The 17,280-nt window shown below is 59.2% G+C and carries 16 protein-coding genes; 8 read left to right on the top strand and 8 right to left on the bottom strand.

The genetic code is table 11. The features are described from left to right. Positions 1 to 2 precede the first annotated feature (2 nt). On the bottom strand, positions 3 to 632 hold the full coding sequence (locus tag FEZ21_RS03240; RefSeq protein ID WP_003438106.1) for an FMN-binding negative transcriptional regulator: 630 nt from the start codon (positions 630 to 632) through the stop codon (positions 3 to 5). Between the two features lie 89 nt (positions 633 to 721). Between FEZ21_RS03240 and FEZ21_RS03235 the strand changes: the two genes are divergently transcribed. Beyond that, positions 722 to 2,269 (top strand): PLP-dependent aminotransferase family protein, encoded by a 1,548-nt coding sequence (locus FEZ21_RS03235; RefSeq protein ID WP_160626440.1) that lies wholly within the window; start codon positions 722 to 724, stop codon positions 2,267 to 2,269. Between the two features lie 53 nt (positions 2,270 to 2,322). Here the strand turns inward: FEZ21_RS03235 and FEZ21_RS03230 are convergent, their stop codons facing one another. The 5 genes from FEZ21_RS03230 to aspA form a co-directional block, all read right to left on the bottom strand. Then, complete coding sequence (locus tag FEZ21_RS03230) at positions 2,323 to 3,354, bottom strand: histone deacetylase family protein (RefSeq protein WP_003438110.1); 1,032 nt, start codon at positions 3,352 to 3,354, stop codon at positions 2,323 to 2,325. A gap of 205 nt (positions 3,355 to 3,559) precedes the next feature. Further along, a complete protein-coding gene (locus tag FEZ21_RS03225; protein ID WP_003438112.1) occupies positions 3,560 to 4,552 on the bottom strand; it encodes an AraC family transcriptional regulator in 993 nt (330 codons plus the stop codon). 173 nt (positions 4,553 to 4,725) lie between these two features. Then, a complete protein-coding gene (locus FEZ21_RS03220) occupies positions 4,726 to 5,730 on the bottom strand; it encodes an asparaginase (protein WP_003438114.1) in 1,005 nt (334 codons plus the stop codon). Between the two features lie 57 nt (positions 5,731 to 5,787). After that, positions 5,788 to 7,209, bottom strand: coding sequence for a sodium:alanine symporter family protein (locus FEZ21_RS03215; RefSeq protein ID WP_003438116.1), 1,422 nt, complete (start codon positions 7,207 to 7,209; stop codon positions 5,788 to 5,790). A gap of 493 nt (positions 7,210 to 7,702) precedes the next feature. Beyond that, complete coding sequence (gene aspA, locus FEZ21_RS03210) at positions 7,703 to 9,127, bottom strand: aspartate ammonia-lyase (RefSeq protein WP_003438118.1); 1,425 nt, start codon at positions 9,125 to 9,127, stop codon at positions 7,703 to 7,705. A 180-nt stretch (positions 9,128 to 9,307) separates the two neighbouring features. Between aspA and FEZ21_RS03205 the strand changes: the two genes are divergently transcribed. The 5 genes from FEZ21_RS03205 (at position 9,308) to FEZ21_RS03185 (ending at position 13,027) form a co-directional block, all read left to right on the top strand. After that, positions 9,308 to 10,225 (top strand): LysR substrate-binding domain-containing protein, encoded by a 918-nt coding sequence (locus tag FEZ21_RS03205; protein ID WP_003438119.1) that lies wholly within the window; start codon positions 9,308 to 9,310, stop codon positions 10,223 to 10,225. 239 nt (positions 10,226 to 10,464) lie between these two features. After that, positions 10,465 to 10,956: a 5-(carboxyamino)imidazole ribonucleotide mutase gene (gene purE / locus FEZ21_RS03200; protein ID WP_003438120.1), complete on the top strand. Its 492-nt coding sequence runs from the start codon at positions 10,465 to 10,467 to the stop codon at positions 10,954 to 10,956. An 11-nt stretch (positions 10,957 to 10,967) separates the two neighbouring features. After that, a complete protein-coding gene (locus tag FEZ21_RS03195) occupies positions 10,968 to 12,053 on the top strand; it encodes a 5-(carboxyamino)imidazole ribonucleotide synthase (RefSeq protein ID WP_003438122.1) in 1,086 nt (361 codons plus the stop codon). A 105-nt stretch (positions 12,054 to 12,158) separates the two neighbouring features. Next, positions 12,159 to 12,407 (top strand): GlsB/YeaQ/YmgE family stress response membrane protein, encoded by a 249-nt coding sequence (locus tag FEZ21_RS03190; protein ID WP_003438124.1) that lies wholly within the window; start codon positions 12,159 to 12,161, stop codon positions 12,405 to 12,407. Positions 12,408 to 12,490: 83 nt separating this feature from the next. Then, entirely contained in the window at positions 12,491 to 13,027 is a 537-nt protein-coding gene (locus FEZ21_RS03185) for a DUF3299 domain-containing protein (RefSeq protein WP_003438126.1), read from the top strand. 71 nt (positions 13,028 to 13,098) lie between these two features. Here FEZ21_RS03185 and FEZ21_RS03180 read toward each other — a convergent pair whose 3' ends face one another. Together FEZ21_RS03180 and FEZ21_RS03175 are read right to left on the bottom strand one after the other, a co-directional pair. After that, the gene (locus FEZ21_RS03180; protein ID WP_160626438.1) at positions 13,099 to 13,998 is read right to left on the bottom strand and encodes a D-hexose-6-phosphate mutarotase; all 900 of its coding nucleotides are present in this window, start codon (positions 13,996 to 13,998) and stop codon (positions 13,099 to 13,101) included. A 58-nt stretch (positions 13,999 to 14,056) separates the two neighbouring features. Next, positions 14,057 to 14,458, bottom strand: coding sequence for an acyl-CoA thioesterase (locus tag FEZ21_RS03175; protein ID WP_003438129.1), 402 nt, complete (start codon positions 14,456 to 14,458; stop codon positions 14,057 to 14,059). Positions 14,459 to 14,834: 376 nt separating this feature from the next. Here FEZ21_RS03175 and FEZ21_RS03170 point away from each other — a divergent pair, with 376 nt between their 5' ends. Together FEZ21_RS03170 and FEZ21_RS03165 are read left to right on the top strand one after the other, a co-directional pair. Then, entirely contained in the window at positions 14,835 to 16,124 is a 1,290-nt protein-coding gene (locus FEZ21_RS03170) for an MFS transporter (protein WP_003438131.1), read from the top strand. A 165-nt stretch (positions 16,125 to 16,289) separates the two neighbouring features. Beyond that, positions 16,290 to 17,276 (top strand): phosphate ABC transporter substrate-binding protein PstS, encoded by a 987-nt coding sequence (locus tag FEZ21_RS03165; RefSeq protein ID WP_003438133.1) that lies wholly within the window; start codon positions 16,290 to 16,292, stop codon positions 17,274 to 17,276. Positions 17,277 to 17,280: the final 4 nt, after the last annotated feature.

Raw genomic sequence — 17,280 nt, 5'->3', positions numbered from 1 at the left:
TGCTATTCCTTAGCAATTAATTGAGCGAGGGCGTGGTCTTGCGGGTTGTTGCTGGCCAGCAGTCCATTGCGCACACCGGTCTGGTCGGCGGCGCTGCGGTTCTGGCTGAGTTTGCGTTTACCGTTGAGGCGGGTGATCGGCAGGCTGAAACCCACAATCGCCTTGAGCATGCTGTCGATGTAATCCCGGGGGGCGTCGCTGACGGACCACGGCTCGGCGCGACCGGCTTCGTGCTTGTTGCTCAGGCGACTGACCAGGGCCAGCAGGCGCTCGGCATCATCGAACACCTGGGCCTGGCCGTAGGCGTGAACGGCAAGGTAGTTCCAGGTGGGTACGGATTTGCCGTCTTCAGCTTTGCTGGGGTAGAAGGACGGACTGACATAAGCCTGCTCCCCGGCAAAAATAACCAGCGCCTCGGCGCCTTGCGCAAGTGCCTGCCAATGCGGGTTGGCACGGGCAAGGTGGCCATACAGCGTGCCGTTGGGGCCTTCGTCCGGGTTCAGCAGCAGTGGTACATGGCTGGCGACCAGTCCCTGGCTGCCATGGGTCACAAGCACGGGCAACGGGGTGGCCTGCATCTGCTGATGCAAGAGGTGAATGTCACTTTCTGCGAAGGCGCGGGGCACGTACATAGAAATTTTCCTTGGCGAATGACTGCATCCTAGGCAGGCTATTGGCTCGTTGTAAGAGCCATTAATGGTCATTTTTATAGGTCCAATCCATGCCGGATTCAGCGCTGTCCATCGCCTTCAACCCTGCCGGTATCGAGCTTGATCCAAAAAAAGGCCTGACCCGCCAGCTCTATCAGGCATTGCGCCAGCGGGTACTGGATGGCCGCCTTGGCAGTGGCTCGCGGTTGCCGGCGAGTCGCGATCTGGCGCTGGCGCTCGGCATCTCCCGAAACAGCGTGGTGCGGGCCTATGACCAGTTGTATGCCGAGGGCTTTCTCGAGGGGCGAATCGGTGATGGCACTTATGTCGCGCAGTTGCCGGAAAAAGCCCTCCCGCGAAAAAAGTTGTCCACCAACTTGTCCACAGGGTTTTCAACAGGCTTATCCCCAGGGTTATCCACAAAAAAGACCGATTTACCTGTAATTACGTCCAGTAAAGTTATCCACAGCACTGCTTTGGACAGGGTTGGCCAGCACTCGCTTGACCTTCCTCCGAGCGGAGTTCCGCGGGCTTTCCGGGTGGGGGTGCCAGCCTTTGACTTATTCCCTTTCGAGGTCTGGAGCAAGCTGCAGGCGGCTTTTTGGCGTAAGCCGGACTTGCAGCAGCTGTGTTATGGCAATCCGGCAGGGGATGAGCGGCTGCGTGAATTAATTGCCGTCTATTTGCGCACTTCCCGTGGTTTATCGTGCTCGGCCGATCAAATTTTGATCACCAGTGGCGCGCAGCAAGGAATTAGCCTTTGTGCACAGCTGCTGGTTGAGCCTGGCGACGGGGTGGCGGTCGAGAATCCCGGCTACCGCGCAGCGGCCCATGCCTTTGCGATTGCAGGGGCAAAAATGCAGGGCATAGCGGTCGATCAGGAGGGTATGGATTGCTCGGCACTCAAGCAGTTGAATAACTGCCGGCTGGCCTATGTGACGCCATCCCACCAGTACCCGACGGGTGTCACCATGAGTCTGGCCAGGCGCCTTGAGTTGCTGGACTGGGCCGAGCGCAACCAGGGCTGGATCATCGAAGACGACTACGACGGCGAGTACCGTTACTGCGGGGCCCCGCTGGCCCCGTTGGCGGCACTGGACCGTCAGGGGCGGGTGATCTATGTCGGCACCTTCGGCAAAGTGGTGTTCCCGGCCTTGCGTCTGGGGTACCTGGTCTTGCCCAAGGGGTTGATTGAGCCTTTCGCCCGGCGGCGCTCCCTGGATATGCGGCATTCGGAGGTCAGTACCCAGGCCGTGATGGCCGAATTCATGGCTGCCGGGCACTTTCAGCGGCATATCCGGCGCATGCGGCGTGCGGCCTTGAGCCGGCGTAATGCATTGTTGGCAGATTGGCCCCAGGGAATAGCAGGGATGGGGCCGGTGCCGAGCATTGCAGCGGGGCTGCATGTGACGGTGCCGGTCATAAGTTTCGAGCGCGAACAGCAATTGCTGGCTCAGGCCAAAGCGGCCGAGGTGGAGATCAACGGTTTGAGTGGCTACTGGCTGCAAGACTCGAGCGTGCCTGTGGATAAACGTGCAGGGCTGGTGCTGGGTTTTGCCGCGGTGCCTGAGGCCGATATCAAGGCAGCGCTGGCCCGCCTGGGCAAGGTCTGGGTGTAGGAGCGAGCTGTTGGTTGCTGCGCGGTAAAGCTCGCTCCTGCAGGTTCGGGGGCTTATCGGGCGCTTTCGAACCCCTCGAGCACATTGACCGCATTGATCCCGATTTCTTCTACCGCGTAGCCACCCTCCATCACGAACAGCGTCGGTTTGCCCAGGCGTGCAATACGTTCGCCCATGCGCAGATAGTCCGGGCTATCGAGTTTGAACTGGGAGATAGGGTCGTTCTTGAAGGTGTCCACGCCCAGAGAAACCACCAGCACATCAGCGTCGTAACCTTCGATTTCGCCACAGGCCAGTTCCAGCGCCGCGCTCCAGCGCTCCCATGCCGACCCGGCCGCCAGCGGATAGTTGAAGTTGAAGCCTGCACCCGGACCTTCGCCCAGTTCGTCTTCATAGCCCAAAAAGAACGGGAATTCGGCTTCGGGATGGCCGTGGATCGAAGTGAACAGCACGTCGTTGCGTTCATAGAAAATCGACTGCGTACCGTTGCCGTGGTGATAGTCCACGTCGAGGATCGCCACTTTTTTACCACCCTGGTCCAGGAAGGCCTGAGCGGCAATCGCGGCATTGTTGAGGTAGCAATAACCGCCCATCAAATCGCCGGCGGCGTGGTGCCCCGGTGGACGGCACAGGGCGAAAGCACTGGGGGCGCCGTTCTGGATGGCGGCCTGGGCGGTGAGTGCAACCTGGGCTGCGCTATAGGCTGCGCGCCAGGTGCCCGCTGTAATCGGGGCGCCGCCATCGAAACTGTAATAGCCGAGTTGGCCGTGCAAGCTGGCAGGCACTATGGCGCGCAGGGTGCGGGCAGGCCAGGTGTAGGGCATCAAGTCGCCGTCAAGACCCTGCTCGGCCCAGCGCGCCCAGGCGCCCTCGAAAAAATCCAGATATGCCGCGCTGTGCACACGCAGGATCGGATCGCGTCCGAAGTCTTGCGGGGCTTGCACCGGCCCCAGCTCACGGGTTTGAACGCGCTGCAGAATATGGTCGGCGCGGGAGGGCATTTCAAAGCAGGGCATCAGTTGCCCGTCTATCAATTCACAACGGCCATGATGCAGATGGTGATCGTCCGAGTAGATAGTCAGCATTTTTCTTGTTCTCCGTAGGCTAGAGCGTTGGCCTACAGTCTTGCGGCAGCGGTGGTTTCAGAGAACGGCAGGAGCGGCCAAAAGGGGATAAATATGGCCGAAATCACTGACCGAAATTCGCCCCCTGAACCACTGAAACCTGTAGCAGCGAGCTCTTCCATGTCGCGATCAAGAGCTCGCGAGCAAGCTCGCCCCTACGGTTTTATTACGCGCGGAACTGGCTGGGTGCGACACCGCTCCAGCGTACAAACGCGTGGCGAAAACTCGCGGTTTCGCTAAAGCCCAGGGTTTCGGCAATCCGATAAATCGGCCATTCGGTTTCGTGGAGCAACAGCTTGGCGCGCTCGAAGCGCAATTCGTCGAGCAGCCCCTGATAGCTGCATCCGGCGTCACGCAGGTGCCGGCGCAAAGTACGTGGCGAGCAGGTCATCTGCTCGGCCAGGCCCTCCAGCCCCGGTGCCGCATGCAGTTGGCCGGCGAGCAGCTGGCGGATGCGTGACAGCCAGGTCTGACGGCCGGTGAACTCCAGGTTTTGTTTGCGGCAGCGCACGGCCATCGCCTGGTGGGTGATGGCATCGGCCAGCGGCAGAGGGTGATCGAGCCAGTGTCTGGCAAAGGCAAAGCCGTTGTCCTGAGCCTCGAACGTGCGTGTGCAGTCGAAGGTGCTGTCATAGCTTGCGTGATAGTCCGGCTTGCTATGGGCGAAGCGGGCGGCCAGCAGGGGTAACGGCTGCCCCAGCAGGTCCTGGCAAATAACGGTCAATGACACCAGGCAAAGTTGTGCATTGAACACGGCCAGCTGCGGATTTTCGTGATAGTGGTCAGCGCAGAACCACACGTGTTCGCCTTCGACCCTGAGGCTGAGCTCGAAAAGTGTTCCCAGTAGCGCCGGATAGCGCAAGGCCAGGCGTAAAGCGTCACCTAAGGTGGCACTGGTGAGCATGGCATAGCCGAGCATGCCGTAGGACGACACATGCATGCGTCGCCCCAGCTCAAGGCCTATTTCGCGGCGCAAGGCCACGGCGTTGGCGCACACCTGCATTTCCTGGCTGGCGGTAATGCGCGTGTCGGCGCGGCTCAGATCGGCGGCCCGAATGCCGCTGCCGGCCAGCAATGCTTCGCAGGACAGGCCTTCGGCCTCGAAGGTGCTGAGTACCAGCGATACAGCGTTGAGGGTAGTGAGGTGGGAGTGCAGCATGTTGGCTTCCTGCATGAGGGTGCAGGAAGCGAGCAAGTTGTGTGCCGGGGTGTGAAATAGATCCCGATGTAGCTCTGTACCCTGACGCTGTAGGAGCTAGCTTGTCTCGCGATCTTTTGATTTTTAAAAAGATCGCGAGGCAAGCTCGCTCCTACAGATGGAAGGGGAGCTGGTTACGCCAGCTCGCCGCACAGATCCAGCTCGACCAGCTGACGCACTTCTGCCAGGGGCAAATCGGCCCCCAGTAATGCGTGCAGTTTGCCGAACGCCGCTTCCCGGGTCATGCCGCCGCCCGAGAGCACGCCGGCTTCACGCAAGCGGCTGCCCGCTTCGTACACGTCCAGTTCCACGCCACCTTCATGGCATTGGGTAATGGCGACCACCACTATGCCGTTTTGCTGCGCCCGTTGCAGGCTGGCGAGGAAGGCCGGATTGTCGCTGGGGCCGGTGCCGCTGCCGAAGCACTCCAGCACCAGCGCCTCAATCCCGCTATTGAGCAGGGCATCCAGTTGCGCCGCGCCAATCCCCGGGACCAGTGGCAGTACGCCGACACTGGCTTCGTGCCGGGGCTGGCGATACATCAGCTCACCCGGCAAGGTATTGGCCTTGGGGGTACCGCCATTGCGCTTGAGCGCGACAAACGGGTTGCGTCCGAAGCTGCGCACTTTGGCGCAGCGTGTCGGTGCCAGCAACGCGCCGTGGAAGTACAGCTGCACGCCGTGGGGCTGGCCTTGCCCCAGTGCGCTCAATGCACCGCTGACGTTTTCCCAGGCATCGCTGTCGGGCACACCCGCAGGCAGCATGGAGCCGGTGAACACTACCGGCGCCGGCAACCCCAGCAGTTGAAAGCACATCGCCGCTGCGCTGTAGGCCAGGGTGTCGGTGCCATGCAGGACCAATACCGAATCGCAGTCATCCTGTTCAACGGCTTCGATGATCGCGGTGCGCAGGCGCAACCAGTAGGCGGGCGTCATGTTGGCGCTGTCGATCAGTGGGCTCATCTCGCGAAAGCGCCACTGCGGTACTTGCAGCTGTGGCTGGCTGGCGAGGTAATCAGCCATGCGCGCTTCAAAGCCCGATGCCGGGGCCAGGCCGTTGGCGCTGGCTTGCATGCCGATGGTGCCGCCGGTGTAGAGCACCATGACGCGCTGGGCTGGGTGATGGGTGGCTGCAGTCATTTATGAGTCTCCATAAGCAAAAACGCGGCGGTTCTGATTAGAACCGCCGCGTGAGTGTCAGCGTTTTGTTTCTTCGCTCGTGACGGCCGGTCGTGGCGGCCAGGCCTTGAGGTCCAGATCCAGATCCGGGAATTTACTGGAATCGAACACCGGTGTCTTGATCCCTGCGCGACGTTGGTCGTCGTAGTCCTTGAGCACGCGCATGCAGACCTTGAACAGCATCGCCAGGGCGACCAGGTTGACGAACGCCAGCATGGTCATGGCGATATCGGCGAAGGCGAAGACGGTTTGCAGGTTTTCAATCGAACCCCAAAAAATCAGCACCAGTACCAGCACGCGATAACCGATCAGTGCCTTGCGGCTCTCACCGACCAGGAAACGCAGGTTGTTTTCACCCAGATAGTAGTTGTAGAGCATCGAGGTGAAGACAAACAGCGCCAGGGCCACGCTGATAAACACACGGCCCCATTCGCCGACGACGGCCGCCAGGGAGTTCTGGGTCAGGGCGATGCCGTCCCCTTCGAAGCCCGGGGTGTAGAAGCCGGACAGCAGGATCAGCAGCGCGGTGCAGGTGCAGATCACAAAGGTGTCGAGGAATACGCTGAACGCCTGAACCACGCCCTGGGCGATAGGGTGCTCGACATCGGCCACGGCGGCTACGTTCGGAGCACTGCCCAGGCCGGCTTCGTTGGCAAATACGCCACGCTTGACGCCCATCACGATCGCGCTGCCGATCAGCCCGCCAAACACCGGATCGAGGCCGAAGGCGCTCTTGACGATGTGGCCCAGCATGGCCGGCACGTGGTCGAATTGCAGCACGATCACGTAGAGGGTGACTGCGATGTAGGCCAGGGTTTTGACCGGTACCAGCAGGTCGGCAACCGAAGCGATACGTTTGATGCCGCCGATAAACACCAGCCCCAGCAGGATGGCGATGGCCAGGCCGGAGTAATTGACCTCAAAGCCGAAGGCGTCTTGCAGCGAGTGGGTTACGGCGTGGGCTTGCAGGCCCATAAAGGCAAAACCGAAGGTGATCAGCAGCAGCACGGCCATCAGCTTGCCCATCCAGATTTTGCCCAGGCCGTACTTCATGTAGAAGGACGGGCCGCCGCGCAGTTGGCCTTCAGCGTCGCGACGCTTGTACAGCTGGCCCAGGGAACATTCGATCAGACTGCTGGACATGCCGACCAGTGCGGTCACCCACATCCAGAACACGGCACCGGGGCCGCCCAGGGTCACGGCAATGCCGACGCCGGCGATGTTGCCCGCACCCACACGGCCCGCCAGGCTCAGCATCAATGCCTGAAACGAGCTAAGTTCGCCGGCGCTGCTGCGCAGGCTGTCTTTGAAGACCGAAAACATGTGCAGGAAGTAGCGAAACTGTACGAAACGCGAGCGGATCGTGAAGTAGCCACCGAGCCCGACCATGAGCACGATTAGCACTTTCCCTGAGAGGAAGTCATTGATGACTTCAAGCATGGATTATTCCTCGCTGTTTTTATCTGATGGCAACACGGCCGAATCAGGATCGCTCATTACGCCCGGCAAGACAGGGCATAAAAGTAGGCGATCAAGGGAATCCCGGCCATGTTGCTGCTTGGTTTACGATGCTGTTTCCGCACTGTCGGTGGCCGCTGTTGCAGGGCCCACGCACGGGAAGAGGGCCGGCACTATACCTAGGAGTGTTGGAAGCGTCTGCATAAGTGATTGATTTTTCATGTGCGAGTCGTCTGAAAAGGCCTTGAATCCTGTCGTGTTTGCCCTCTTTGTTTGTCCTTTGTGGGAGCCGGTTCCCACAAAATTTGCGCAAAAAAAAGGGCCTGCAGACGTATCTGCAAGCCCTCAAAAGGTGAGAGGTGTCTAGTCCCTCGACCTGGTGAGCGTTGAGTTCTGTCGCAAAGTGCCTGGGCTTCGGTGATGCGGCGTTAAAAACACCCTCGGCAACTTTGCATTCAGAACTTTGTTACATGCATCAGGCCTTGAGAGGCACCAGACGCGGAGCAATCATGTTTTCCGGGCGCAGGATGTCGTCGAGCATGGCGTCGTCGAGCAAGCCTTCTTCGCGCACCAGTTCCAGCACGCCGCGGCCGCTTTCGAGGGCGATACGGGCGATGCGGGTGGCGTTTTCATAGCCGATGTAAGGGTTCAGCGCAGTCACCAGACCAATCGAATGTTCGACCAGTTCACGGCAACGTGCTTCGTTGGCGGTGATGCCAACGATGCAATGTTCGCGCAGCATGTCCATGGCGCGTTGCAGCAGGCGGATCGAGTCGAAGATCTTGAACGCGATCAGCGGCTCCATCACGTTCAGTTGCAGTTGGCCGCCTTCAGCCGCGATGGTCAGTGCCAGGTCGTTACCGATGATCTGGAATGCCACCTGGTTGACGGCTTCCGGGATTACCGGATTGACCTTGCCTGGCATGATCGAGCTGCCCGGCTGACGCGCTGGCAAGTTGATTTCGTTGATGCCGGTGCGTGGGCCGCTGGACAGCAGGCGCAGGTCGTTGCAAATCTTCGACAGTTTGACCGCGGTACGCTTGAGCATGCCGGAGAACAGGACGAAGGCGCCCATGTCTGAAGTGGCTTCGATCAAGTCGGCAGCAGGTACCAGCGGCTGGCCGCTGATGGTCGCCAGACGGGTCACGGCCAGGTGCTGGTAGCGCGGGTCGGCGTTGATGCCGGTACCAATCGCAGTACCGCCCAGGTTCACTTCGGTCAGCAACTCTGGCGCCAGAGTTTTCAGGCGGGCCAGATCTTCACCCAGAGTGGTGGCAAATGCGCGGAACTCTTGACCCAAAGTCATGGGTACCGCGTCTTGCAGCTGGGTCCGGCCCATCTTCAATACGTGGTTGAACTCGACGCCCTTGGCGGCGAATGCCTGAATCAGGCTATCGAGGCTGGCCAGCAGTGCATCGTGACCCAACAGCAGGCCCAGACGGATAGCCGTCGGGTAAGCGTCGTTGGTCGACTGAGCCATGTTCACGTCGTTGTTCGGGTGCAGGTACTGGTACTCGCCCTTCTGATGGCCCATGGCCTCCAGCGCGATGTTGGCGATGACTTCGTTGGCATTCATGTTGGTTGAAGTGCCAGCGCCGCCTTGAATCATGTCGACCACGAATTCATCGTGGAAATCACCGCGCACCAGACGTGCACAGGCTTCGCTGATGGCTGCGTGTTTGGCGTCGCTCAGATGGCCCAGCTCGCGGTTCGCGTCAGCTGCGGCTTGCTTGACCATGGCCAGGGCCACGACCAGCTTCGGGTAGTGCGAGATCGGAACGCCGGAGAGACGGAAGTTGTTCACCGCTCGCAGGGTCTGGATGCCGTAATACGCTTGAGCGGGTACTTCGAGTACGCCAAGCAGGTCTTTTTCAGTGCGGAAAGATGCAGCGGAGGACATGATAGAAATCATCTCGATAAGGACCCGGTCTGAGCCGGAACGCTGCGAATGCTAGGCCTGCAGACAAAATTGGGCCAATGCCTTTAAACACTATCCTATGCAGAAACGGCATAATGACGACGTGACGCGACGGCCGCGTCGAACGTGTGACCCAATTTGGTGCGCGTCCGGGAGGACTCGATGAATCTCGAAAGTAAATGGTTAGAGGACTTCAGTGCCCTGGCCGCTACTCGCAGTTTTTCCCAGGCGGCAGAGCGTCGCTTTGTGACTCAGCCGGCCTTCAGCCGACGTATTCGCAGCCTTGAAGCGGCGCTGGGGCTGACCCTGGTGAATCGTTCCCGCACCCCGGTGGAGTTGACCGCGGCCGGCCAGCTGTTTTTGGTCACGGCGCGCACCGTGGTCGAGCAGCTCGGCGAAGTCTTGCGTCACTTGCATCACCTGGAAGGCGGGCAGGGCGAGGTCATGCAAGTGGCTGCGGCACACTCCCTGGCGCTGGGTTTTTTCCCGCGCTGGATCGCTCAGTTGCGTAACGAAGGCCTGAACATCGCGACACGTCTTGTTGCGACTAACGTCGGAGACGCGGTGCATGCTTTGCGTGAGGGCGGCTGCGATTTGATGCTGGCCTTTTACGATCCGGATGCGGCATTGCAGATGGACCCGGAAATTTTCCCGTCCTTGCACCTGGGTAATACCGAAATGTTGCCGGTGTGTGCTGCCGACGCTGACGGCAATCCGCTGTTTGATCTGGAAGGCGATGCCAGTGTGCCGTTGCTGGCCTACAGCGCCGGGGCATTTTTGGGCCGTTCGGTGAATTTGTTGCTGCGCCAGCGCAGCCTGCGCTTCACCACTATTTATGAGACCGCCATGGCCGACAGCCTTAAAAGCATGGCGCTTGAAGGGCTGGGCATCGCCTGGGTGCCGCGGTTAAGCGTGCGGGCGGAGCTTGAGCGCGGTGAGTTGGTGATCTGTGGCGGGCCCCAATGGCACGTGCCGCTGGAAATTCGCTTGTACCGCTGCGCCCTGGTGCGCAAGGCCAACGTGCGCTTGCTGTGGCGCAAGCTGGAAAATCCTTCGGCACCAGCCCAGGCGCCTGTGTAGTCGCTGCCCGGAGGTTTTCTGGCCTGACCTTGAAGTCAATAAAACCGGGCGTCGAAGCAGATTTCAGGATCAAAGACAGATGGTCGGGGAATATGCGTTTTGTTTACCTTTTTGGGTATACTGCGCGGCCTTCGGCTGGCTTGACCGGCCTTAATTTCTATAACAAGCCACGTCGGTTTCCCCACGTGGCTTGTTGTTTTTTGACGCGCCTGCGGGCGCCCAAGAGAAGAGGCGCGACGATGAGTGCACTGGTAGGCGTGATCATGGGCTCCAAGTCCGATTGGTCCACCCTCAGCCACACCGCCGATATGCTGGAAAAACTCGGCATTCCTTACGAAGTTAAAGTGGTCTCTGCCCACCGCACTCCGGACTTGCTGTTCCAGTATGCCGAAGAGGCCGAAGGCCGCGGGATCGAGGTGATCATCGCAGGTGCCGGTGGCGCTGCTCACCTGCCAGGCATGTGTGCGGCCAAAACCCACTTGCCGGTACTGGGTGTACCGGTGCAGTCGGCGATGCTGTCGGGCGTTGATTCGCTGCTGTCGATCGTGCAAATGCCTGCAGGCATCCCGGTTGCCACCCTGGCCATCGGCAAGGCGGGTGCGATCAACGCAGCGCTATTGTCGGCCAGCATCCTGGGCGCCAAGCACCCGCAGTTCCATACCGTATTGAAAGCATTCCGTGCTGAGCAGACAGACAGCGTTCTGGACAATCCAGACCCGCGCGAAGCCTGAGGTTTTTGACGATGAAAATCGGTGTAATCGGTGGCGGCCAACTGGGCCGCATGCTGGCCCTGGCGGGCACTCCGCTGGGCATGAACTTCGCTTTCCTTGATCCGGCGCCTGATGCCTGCGCAGCTGCGCTGGGTGAACACCTGCGTGCGGACTACAGCGACCCGGATCATTTGCGCCAACTGGCCGATGAAGTCGATCTGGTGACGTTTGAGTTCGAAAGCGTTCCGGCTGAAACCGTGGCCTTCCTGTCGCAATTCGTACCGGTGTATCCGAGTGCCGAAGCGCTGCGTATCGCCCGTGATCGCTGGTTCGAAAAAAGCATGTTCAAGGACCTGGGGATTCCGACGCCGGACTTTGCCGACATCCAGTCCCAGGCGGATCTGGATGCAGCGGTAGCCAGCATCGGGTTGCCGGCCGTGCTCAAGACCCGCACCCTGGGTTATGACGGCAAGGGCCAGAAAGTGCTGCGCACTGCGGCCGATGTCGAAGGTACCTTTGCCGAGCTGGGTAGCGTCGCCTGCCTGCTGGAAGGTTTTGTACCCTTCACTGGTGAAGTGTCGCTGATCGCCGTGCGCGGTCGTGATGGCGAGACCCGATTCTACCCGCTGGTGCACAACACCCATGACCGCGGCATTCTCAAGCTGTCGGTTGCCAGCACCGATCACCCGTTGCAAGCGCTGGCCGAGGACTACTCGAGCCGTGTACTCAAGCAACTCGACTACGTCGGCGTGATGGCGTTCGAGTTCTTTGAAGTCGACGGTGGCCTCAAGGCCAATGAAATTGCCCCGCGTGTGCACAACTCCGGGCACTGGACCACTGAAGGCGCCGAGTGCAGCCAGTTCGAAAACCATTTGCGCGCCATTGCCGGTTTGCCGCTGGGTTCGACGGCCAAGGTCGGTGAGAGCGCAATGCTCAACTTCATTGGCAGCGTGCCGCCGGTAGAGCAGGTGATCGCGATTGCCGACTGCCATTTGCATCACTACGGCAAGGCCTTCAAGGTCGGCCGCAAAGTGGGTCATGCCAATCTGCGTTGTGCAGACCTGGCGACGCTCAAAGCGCAAATCCAGCGTGTTGAAGCGTTGATCGATCAAGCGTAAATCGTTAATTGGCGGGAACCATTCAGTGACCGCCACTCTCTGATGGCGTGATCCCAAAGTGCTGACTAGGCTTGGGTTTACGCCATCTACAGAGAGGAAGCGTCCATGGGCATCATCGGAACCATTTTTATCGGCTTGATCGTTGGCCTGCTGGCCCGTTTCCTGAAACCGGGCGACGACAGCATGGGCTGGATCATGACTATCCTGCTGGGTATCGGCGGTTCGCTGGCGGCAACATACGGCGGACAGGCACTGGGTATCTATAAGGCAGGCGAGGGTGCCGGCTTTATTGGTGCGGTGATCGGGGCGGTTATCCTGCTGGTGATCTACAACATGGTGTCGAAAAAGAGCTGATTGAATGGTCTGGCCCTCTCTGCGCTCGCCGCAGAGAAGGCTAGAATGCGCGGCGTCAGAAGCCCTCTTTGATTGAGACTGCCATGCGTCGTTTTGCTTTTATCTTTCTTTTACTGGGCTGTGGCCTGGTACACGCGGCGCAATTGCCCGAAACCGACTGGCTCGACCTGATGCCAAAGTCGGATCAAAAAGCCCTCGAACAAATGCCCGAAATCGACCATGACTCGCCCGAGGCCAATGGTACGTTTACTGCCAAGGGTGGTTTGAAGCAGAGCAAAGGCCTGCCGGCGGTCATGTATTCCAGTAAAACTGTGCCTGCCATGAACGGGAAAAATATCCGTTTGGGCGGCTATCCCGTGCCTTTGGAAACCGATGCCAAGGGGCGCAGTACCCTGTTTTTCCTGGTGCCGTACCCTGGCGCCTGCATCCACGTGCCGCCACCGCCGCCCAATCAATTGGTGCTGGTGCGCTACCCCAAAGGCTTGAAGCTGGACGACATCTACACGCCATTGTGGGTGGTGGGCACGCTGAAGGTTGAGACAGTCAGTAATGATCTGGCGGATGCGGCCTATGCGCTGGATGCGAGCAAGGTGCGGGTGGTGGTTGAGGCGGATTTGTAAGGGATACGCAACTTAACTACGCGCAATCTGACTGTAGGAGCGAGCTGTTTAAAAAGCTCGCTCCTACAGGTTCAGGGTTTCAGGCGTTTGCTCGCAATGCTCACACCCAGGGTATGGCTCGCACCCGGTTCCAGGGTGACCACGTCGTCCATCACGTTGGCGGTTTCGATGCAGAGCATGCGTTGCCAGCCATCATCGGCCATGTCGTCAAACTGTTCGGCCCGCTCGATCCACGGGTTCCAGATCACCGCCGTACGTGAGCCGCGGCTGGTGAGCTGAATGCTGCGGTGCCAGTCGTTATCGACAATGCTCAGCTGCTGCGGGGCGTCGAGGTAGATGCGGTCGGTTTCGCCGCTGAAGGTCAAATCGCCGGTCTGGTGGATCTGTTTCCAGTCTTGCAGCGTGTCGATATACGTCAGTGCGTCCAGCCCTTCGACATGCACCCTGCGTACATCGCTGACCGCAAAATAGCTGTGCAGCGCCTGGCTGATGGTGACCGGAATATCACTGCGGTTATGGCTGGTGAGACTGATGTGCAGCTGCGTGTCCAGGCGAATGCTCAGGGTCAGTGCGACATCGTGTGGCCACCCGGGCAGGCCGCCTTCGACGTGGGGCAGGCCCAGTTCGATGTGCAGTGCTTCACCGGCATCATCGAACTCAAGGAGCTCCCATTCGCGGGTGCGCACCAGCCCATGGGCCGTTGCCGGCTCGTCTGACTGACGCATGGCTTTTACGCTTTGCGGGTTGCGTTCAAAATTGCCAAACCACGGCCAGCAGACGGGGACGCCGGTGCGGATGCCTTTGCCTGCCTTGTACTGGGCCTTGTCGTTAAGCCAGATGATCGGCGGCTCATCGCCTACCTGATAACTGAGCACCTGGGCGCCCTGTTTGGCGACCAATAGTTGGGCCTGACCATGCTGGAAGTGCCAGCACTCCAGTTCGTCCAGGGTGACTGACTCAATGTGGTGCATGGCAGGCTCTCTATATCAGGGACTAGGACAGCAGTAGACAGGCAAAGCGCGGCGAGGTTTAACGGCGCGGCGGAACGGAGCGCGTGCGGCCGCTGCCATCGATGGCAACGAACACAAATACAGCTTCGGTGACTTTGCGCCATTCGCTGGACAGCGGGTCGTCGCTCCACACTTCGACCATCATCTGGATCGAGCTGCGGCCGATTTCCAGGGCCTGGGTGTAAAACGATAACTGGGCCCCGACTGCCACGGGCACCAGAAATGCCATGCGATCAATGGCAACCGTAGCCACACGGCCCCCGGCGACCTTGCTGGCCATTGCGGTGCCAGCGAGGTCCATTTGTGATACCAGCCAGCCGCCGAAAATATCGCCGAAACCGTTGGTTTCGCGCGGTAATGCGGTGATTTGCAAGGCCAGGTCACCTTGCGGGATTGGATCTTCTTGTTCGAGCTCTAGCATGCCTAAGGGCCTCTGACCCGTGATTCATCATGTGTATTGCGGGTGAATAAGCGTCATTAGAAAAACGATTCAGCCCGAACATACTACGTTCGTCACGTTCTTCATAAGCCGCACCAAGGGAAACTCTGCGGAATCAGCTGGTGAATGCCCTGCGAACGTTTCGCACAGCATTTTCAGAAGTCTCCAAATGTTTCTTACAGCCAACGAGTATATCGATCACTGGCTTGGCCGACGACCTTCGGATTCTGCTTTTTAAGCGAGGCGTGCGTCTAGCTCTGTGCTTTTGTAAACAATTTGTTATCTTTCAAAACCTGCCCAGCCCCTGCCGGCGTAGTTGCAGCTTTTTGCCGAGCCCAAATAAGAGAAGCAATACTCCATGATCACAGAGCCTTCCAGTGCTGCACCGCCGTCGCGGCCGTTAACCCGTAATGACTATAAAACCTTGTCGCTGTCTGCTTTGGGCGGTGCGCTGGAGTTTTACGATTTCATCATCTTTGTATTTTTTGCCACCGTGGTCGGCAAGCTGTTCTTCCCGGCGGACATGCCGGAGTGGCTGCGCCTGATGCAAACCTTCGGCATTTTTGCTGCGGGTTATCTGGCACGGCCGCTGGGTGGCATTGTCATGGCGCACTTCGGCGACCTGCTGGGGCGCAAGAAGATGTTCACTTTGAGCATCTTCATGATGGCGGTGCCGACCCTGATCATGGGCTTGCTGCCGACTTATGCACAGATCGGCATGTGGGCGCCGATTCTGTTGCTGCTGATGCGCGTGATTCAGGGCGCGGCGATTGGCGGTGAAGTGCCGGGCGCCTGGGTGTTTGTGGCCGAGCATGTTCCGCCGCGTCACGTGGGCTATGCCTGCGGCACCCTGACCTGCGGCCTGACGGCGGGCATTTTGCTCGGTTCGTTGATGGCCACTGCGATCAATACGATCTACACCCCGGCGGAAGTGGCCGATTACGCGTGGCGAATCCCTTTCCTCATGGGGGGTGTGTTCGGACTGTTTTCGGTGTATCTGCGGCGCTGGTTGCACGAAACCCCGGTGTTCGCCGAGTTGCAGCTGCGCAAGGCCCTGGCTGCAGAAGTGCCGCTCAAGACCGTGTTGCGTGATCATCGCGGCGCAATTGTGATTTCGATGCTGCTGACCTGGTTGCTGTCTGCCGGGATCATCGTGGTCATATTGATGACGCCGACCGTGCTGCAAACCGTGTACGGTTTTTCTGCCACCACCTCATTGCAAGCCAACAGTCTGGCCATCGTCTTTTTGAGCTTGGGCTGTATTGCTTCGGGGGCACTGGCTGACCGCTTTGGTGCCGGCAAAGTCTTCGTGCTGGGTTGCGCCGGACTGCTGATCACCTCGTGGACCTTCTACCACAGCCTGTTGCAGCACCCGGACTGGTTGTTTCCCCTGTACGCCTTGAGCGGATTGTTTGTAGGCACCATCGGCGCTGTGCCCTATGTGATGGTCAAAGCCTTTCCGGCGGTGGTGCGTTTCAGTGGCCTGTCTTTTTCCTACAACCTGGCCTACGCCATCTTTGGTGGTCTGACCCCGATGGCCGTAACCCTGCTGCTTAAAGAAAGCCCGATGGGCCCGGCGTACTACGTGGCAATCATCTGCACCATGGGCTTGCTGGTCGGTGCCTACTTGTGGAAAAAGGGCCGCTGATCGAGCCGGCCTCGTCGTCACACATAATTAGCCTCTCCAGAAAGGCCATCATTTGTAAACAATGATGGCCTTTCATCCAATTGTCACAATCGGTTCATAGAGTGGTCACATGGCCTGAAGATACTGGCCCCCGATTCATCTAACCCCGTTTGTTAGGAGTAAGGCATGAAACTGAAGCGTGTGATGGCGGCCCTGACTTTTGTTGCCGCTGGCGTTGCGACTGCCAATGCGGTTGCCGTTGGTGTTGACCCGGCTATTCAGCCCTACGTGAAGACCACCGGTGTGTCGGGGAATCTGTCCAGCGTTGGTTCCGATACCCTGGCGAACCTGATGACCCTGTGGGCTGAGGCTTACAAAAAAGAATACCCGAACGTGAACATCCAGATTCAGGCTGCCGGTTCTTCGACCGCGCCACCTGCGATTACTGAAGGCACCGCCAACCTGGGCCCGATGAGCCGCAAGATGAAGGACAACGAACTGGCTGCCTTCGAGCAGAAGTTCGGCTACAAGCCGACCGCCATCCCGGTGGCTGTTGATGCCCTGGCGGTATTTGTCCACAAGGACAACCCGATCAAGCACCTGACCATGGAGCAGGTTGACGCGATTTTCTCGTCGACCCGTTTGTGCGGCGCCAAAGCTGACGTTAAAACCTGGGGCGACCTGGGTGTGACCGGCGATCTGGCGAACAAGCCGGTTCAACTGTTTGGTCGTAACTCGGTATCCGGCACTTATGGCTACTTCAAGGAAGAAGCCCTGTGCAAAGGCGACTACAAGCCAAACGTGAACGAACAGCCGGGTTCCGCTTCGGTGGTTCAGTCCATCAGCAGCTCGCTGAACGGCGTGGGCTACTCGGGCATCGGTTACAAAACCGCCAGCGTGAAAACAGTGCCTCTGGCTAAAAAGGGCAGCACCGAGTTCATTGAAGACACCGAAGAAAACGCACTGAACGGCAAATACCCGTTGTCGCGTTTCCTCTACGTGTATGTGAACAAGGCACCGAACAAGCCGCTGAACCCGCTGGAAGCCGAGTTCATCAAGCTGGTGTTGTCCAAGCAGGGCCAGGAAGTGGTCGTGAAAGACGGCTATATCCCGCTGCCAGCCAAAGTCGCTGCCAAAGCACTGGCTGACCTGGGCTTGAAAGAAGGCGCATAAACGA

It is taken from the genome of Pseudomonas sp. 9.1(2019) (genome assembly GCF_009910445.1).
GTDB classification, from domain to species: domain Bacteria; phylum Pseudomonadota; class Gammaproteobacteria; order Pseudomonadales; family Pseudomonadaceae; genus Aquipseudomonas; species Aquipseudomonas paraversuta.
Note: the sequence above shows the minus strand (reverse complement) of the source record. Positions and strands in the feature narration are given on the sequence as shown.

Excerpts from the sequence above, each read along its gene's own strand:
- FEZ21_RS03215 (WP_003438116.1), bottom strand. The coding sequence starts at position 7,209 with ATGCTTGAAGTCATCAATGACTTCCTCTCAGGGAAAGTGCTAATCGTG.
- FEZ21_RS03240 (WP_003438106.1), bottom strand. The coding sequence starts at position 632 with ATGTACGTGCCCCGCGCCTTCGCAGAAAGTGACATTCACCTCTTGCAT.
- FEZ21_RS03180 (WP_160626438.1), bottom strand. The coding sequence starts at position 13,998 with ATGCACCACATTGAGTCAGTCACCCTGGACGAACTGGAGTGCTGGCAC.
- aspA (WP_003438118.1), bottom strand. The coding sequence starts at position 9,127 with ATGTCCTCCGCTGCATCTTTCCGCACTGAAAAAGACCTGCTTGGCGTA.
- FEZ21_RS03225 (WP_003438112.1), bottom strand. The coding sequence starts at position 4,552 with ATGCTGCACTCCCACCTCACTACCCTCAACGCTGTATCGCTGGTACTC.
- FEZ21_RS03190 (WP_003438124.1), top strand. The coding sequence starts at position 12,159 with ATGGGCATCATCGGAACCATTTTTATCGGCTTGATCGTTGGCCTGCTG.
- purE (WP_003438120.1), top strand. The coding sequence starts at position 10,465 with ATGAGTGCACTGGTAGGCGTGATCATGGGCTCCAAGTCCGATTGGTCC.
- FEZ21_RS03195 (WP_003438122.1), top strand. The coding sequence starts at position 10,968 with ATGAAAATCGGTGTAATCGGTGGCGGCCAACTGGGCCGCATGCTGGCC.
- FEZ21_RS03185 (WP_003438126.1), top strand. The coding sequence starts at position 12,491 with ATGCGTCGTTTTGCTTTTATCTTTCTTTTACTGGGCTGTGGCCTGGTA.
- FEZ21_RS03220 (WP_003438114.1), bottom strand. The coding sequence starts at position 5,730 with ATGACTGCAGCCACCCATCACCCAGCCCAGCGCGTCATGGTGCTCTAC.
- FEZ21_RS03230 (WP_003438110.1), bottom strand. The coding sequence starts at position 3,354 with ATGCTGACTATCTACTCGGACGATCACCATCTGCATCATGGCCGTTGT.
- FEZ21_RS03175 (WP_003438129.1), bottom strand. The coding sequence starts at position 14,458 with ATGCTAGAGCTCGAACAAGAAGATCCAATCCCGCAAGGTGACCTGGCC.
- FEZ21_RS03205 (WP_003438119.1), top strand. The coding sequence starts at position 9,308 with ATGAATCTCGAAAGTAAATGGTTAGAGGACTTCAGTGCCCTGGCCGCT.
- FEZ21_RS03165 (WP_003438133.1), top strand. The coding sequence starts at position 16,290 with ATGAAACTGAAGCGTGTGATGGCGGCCCTGACTTTTGTTGCCGCTGGC.
- FEZ21_RS03170 (WP_003438131.1), top strand. The coding sequence starts at position 14,835 with ATGATCACAGAGCCTTCCAGTGCTGCACCGCCGTCGCGGCCGTTAACC.
- FEZ21_RS03235 (WP_160626440.1), top strand. The coding sequence starts at position 722 with ATGCCGGATTCAGCGCTGTCCATCGCCTTCAACCCTGCCGGTATCGAG.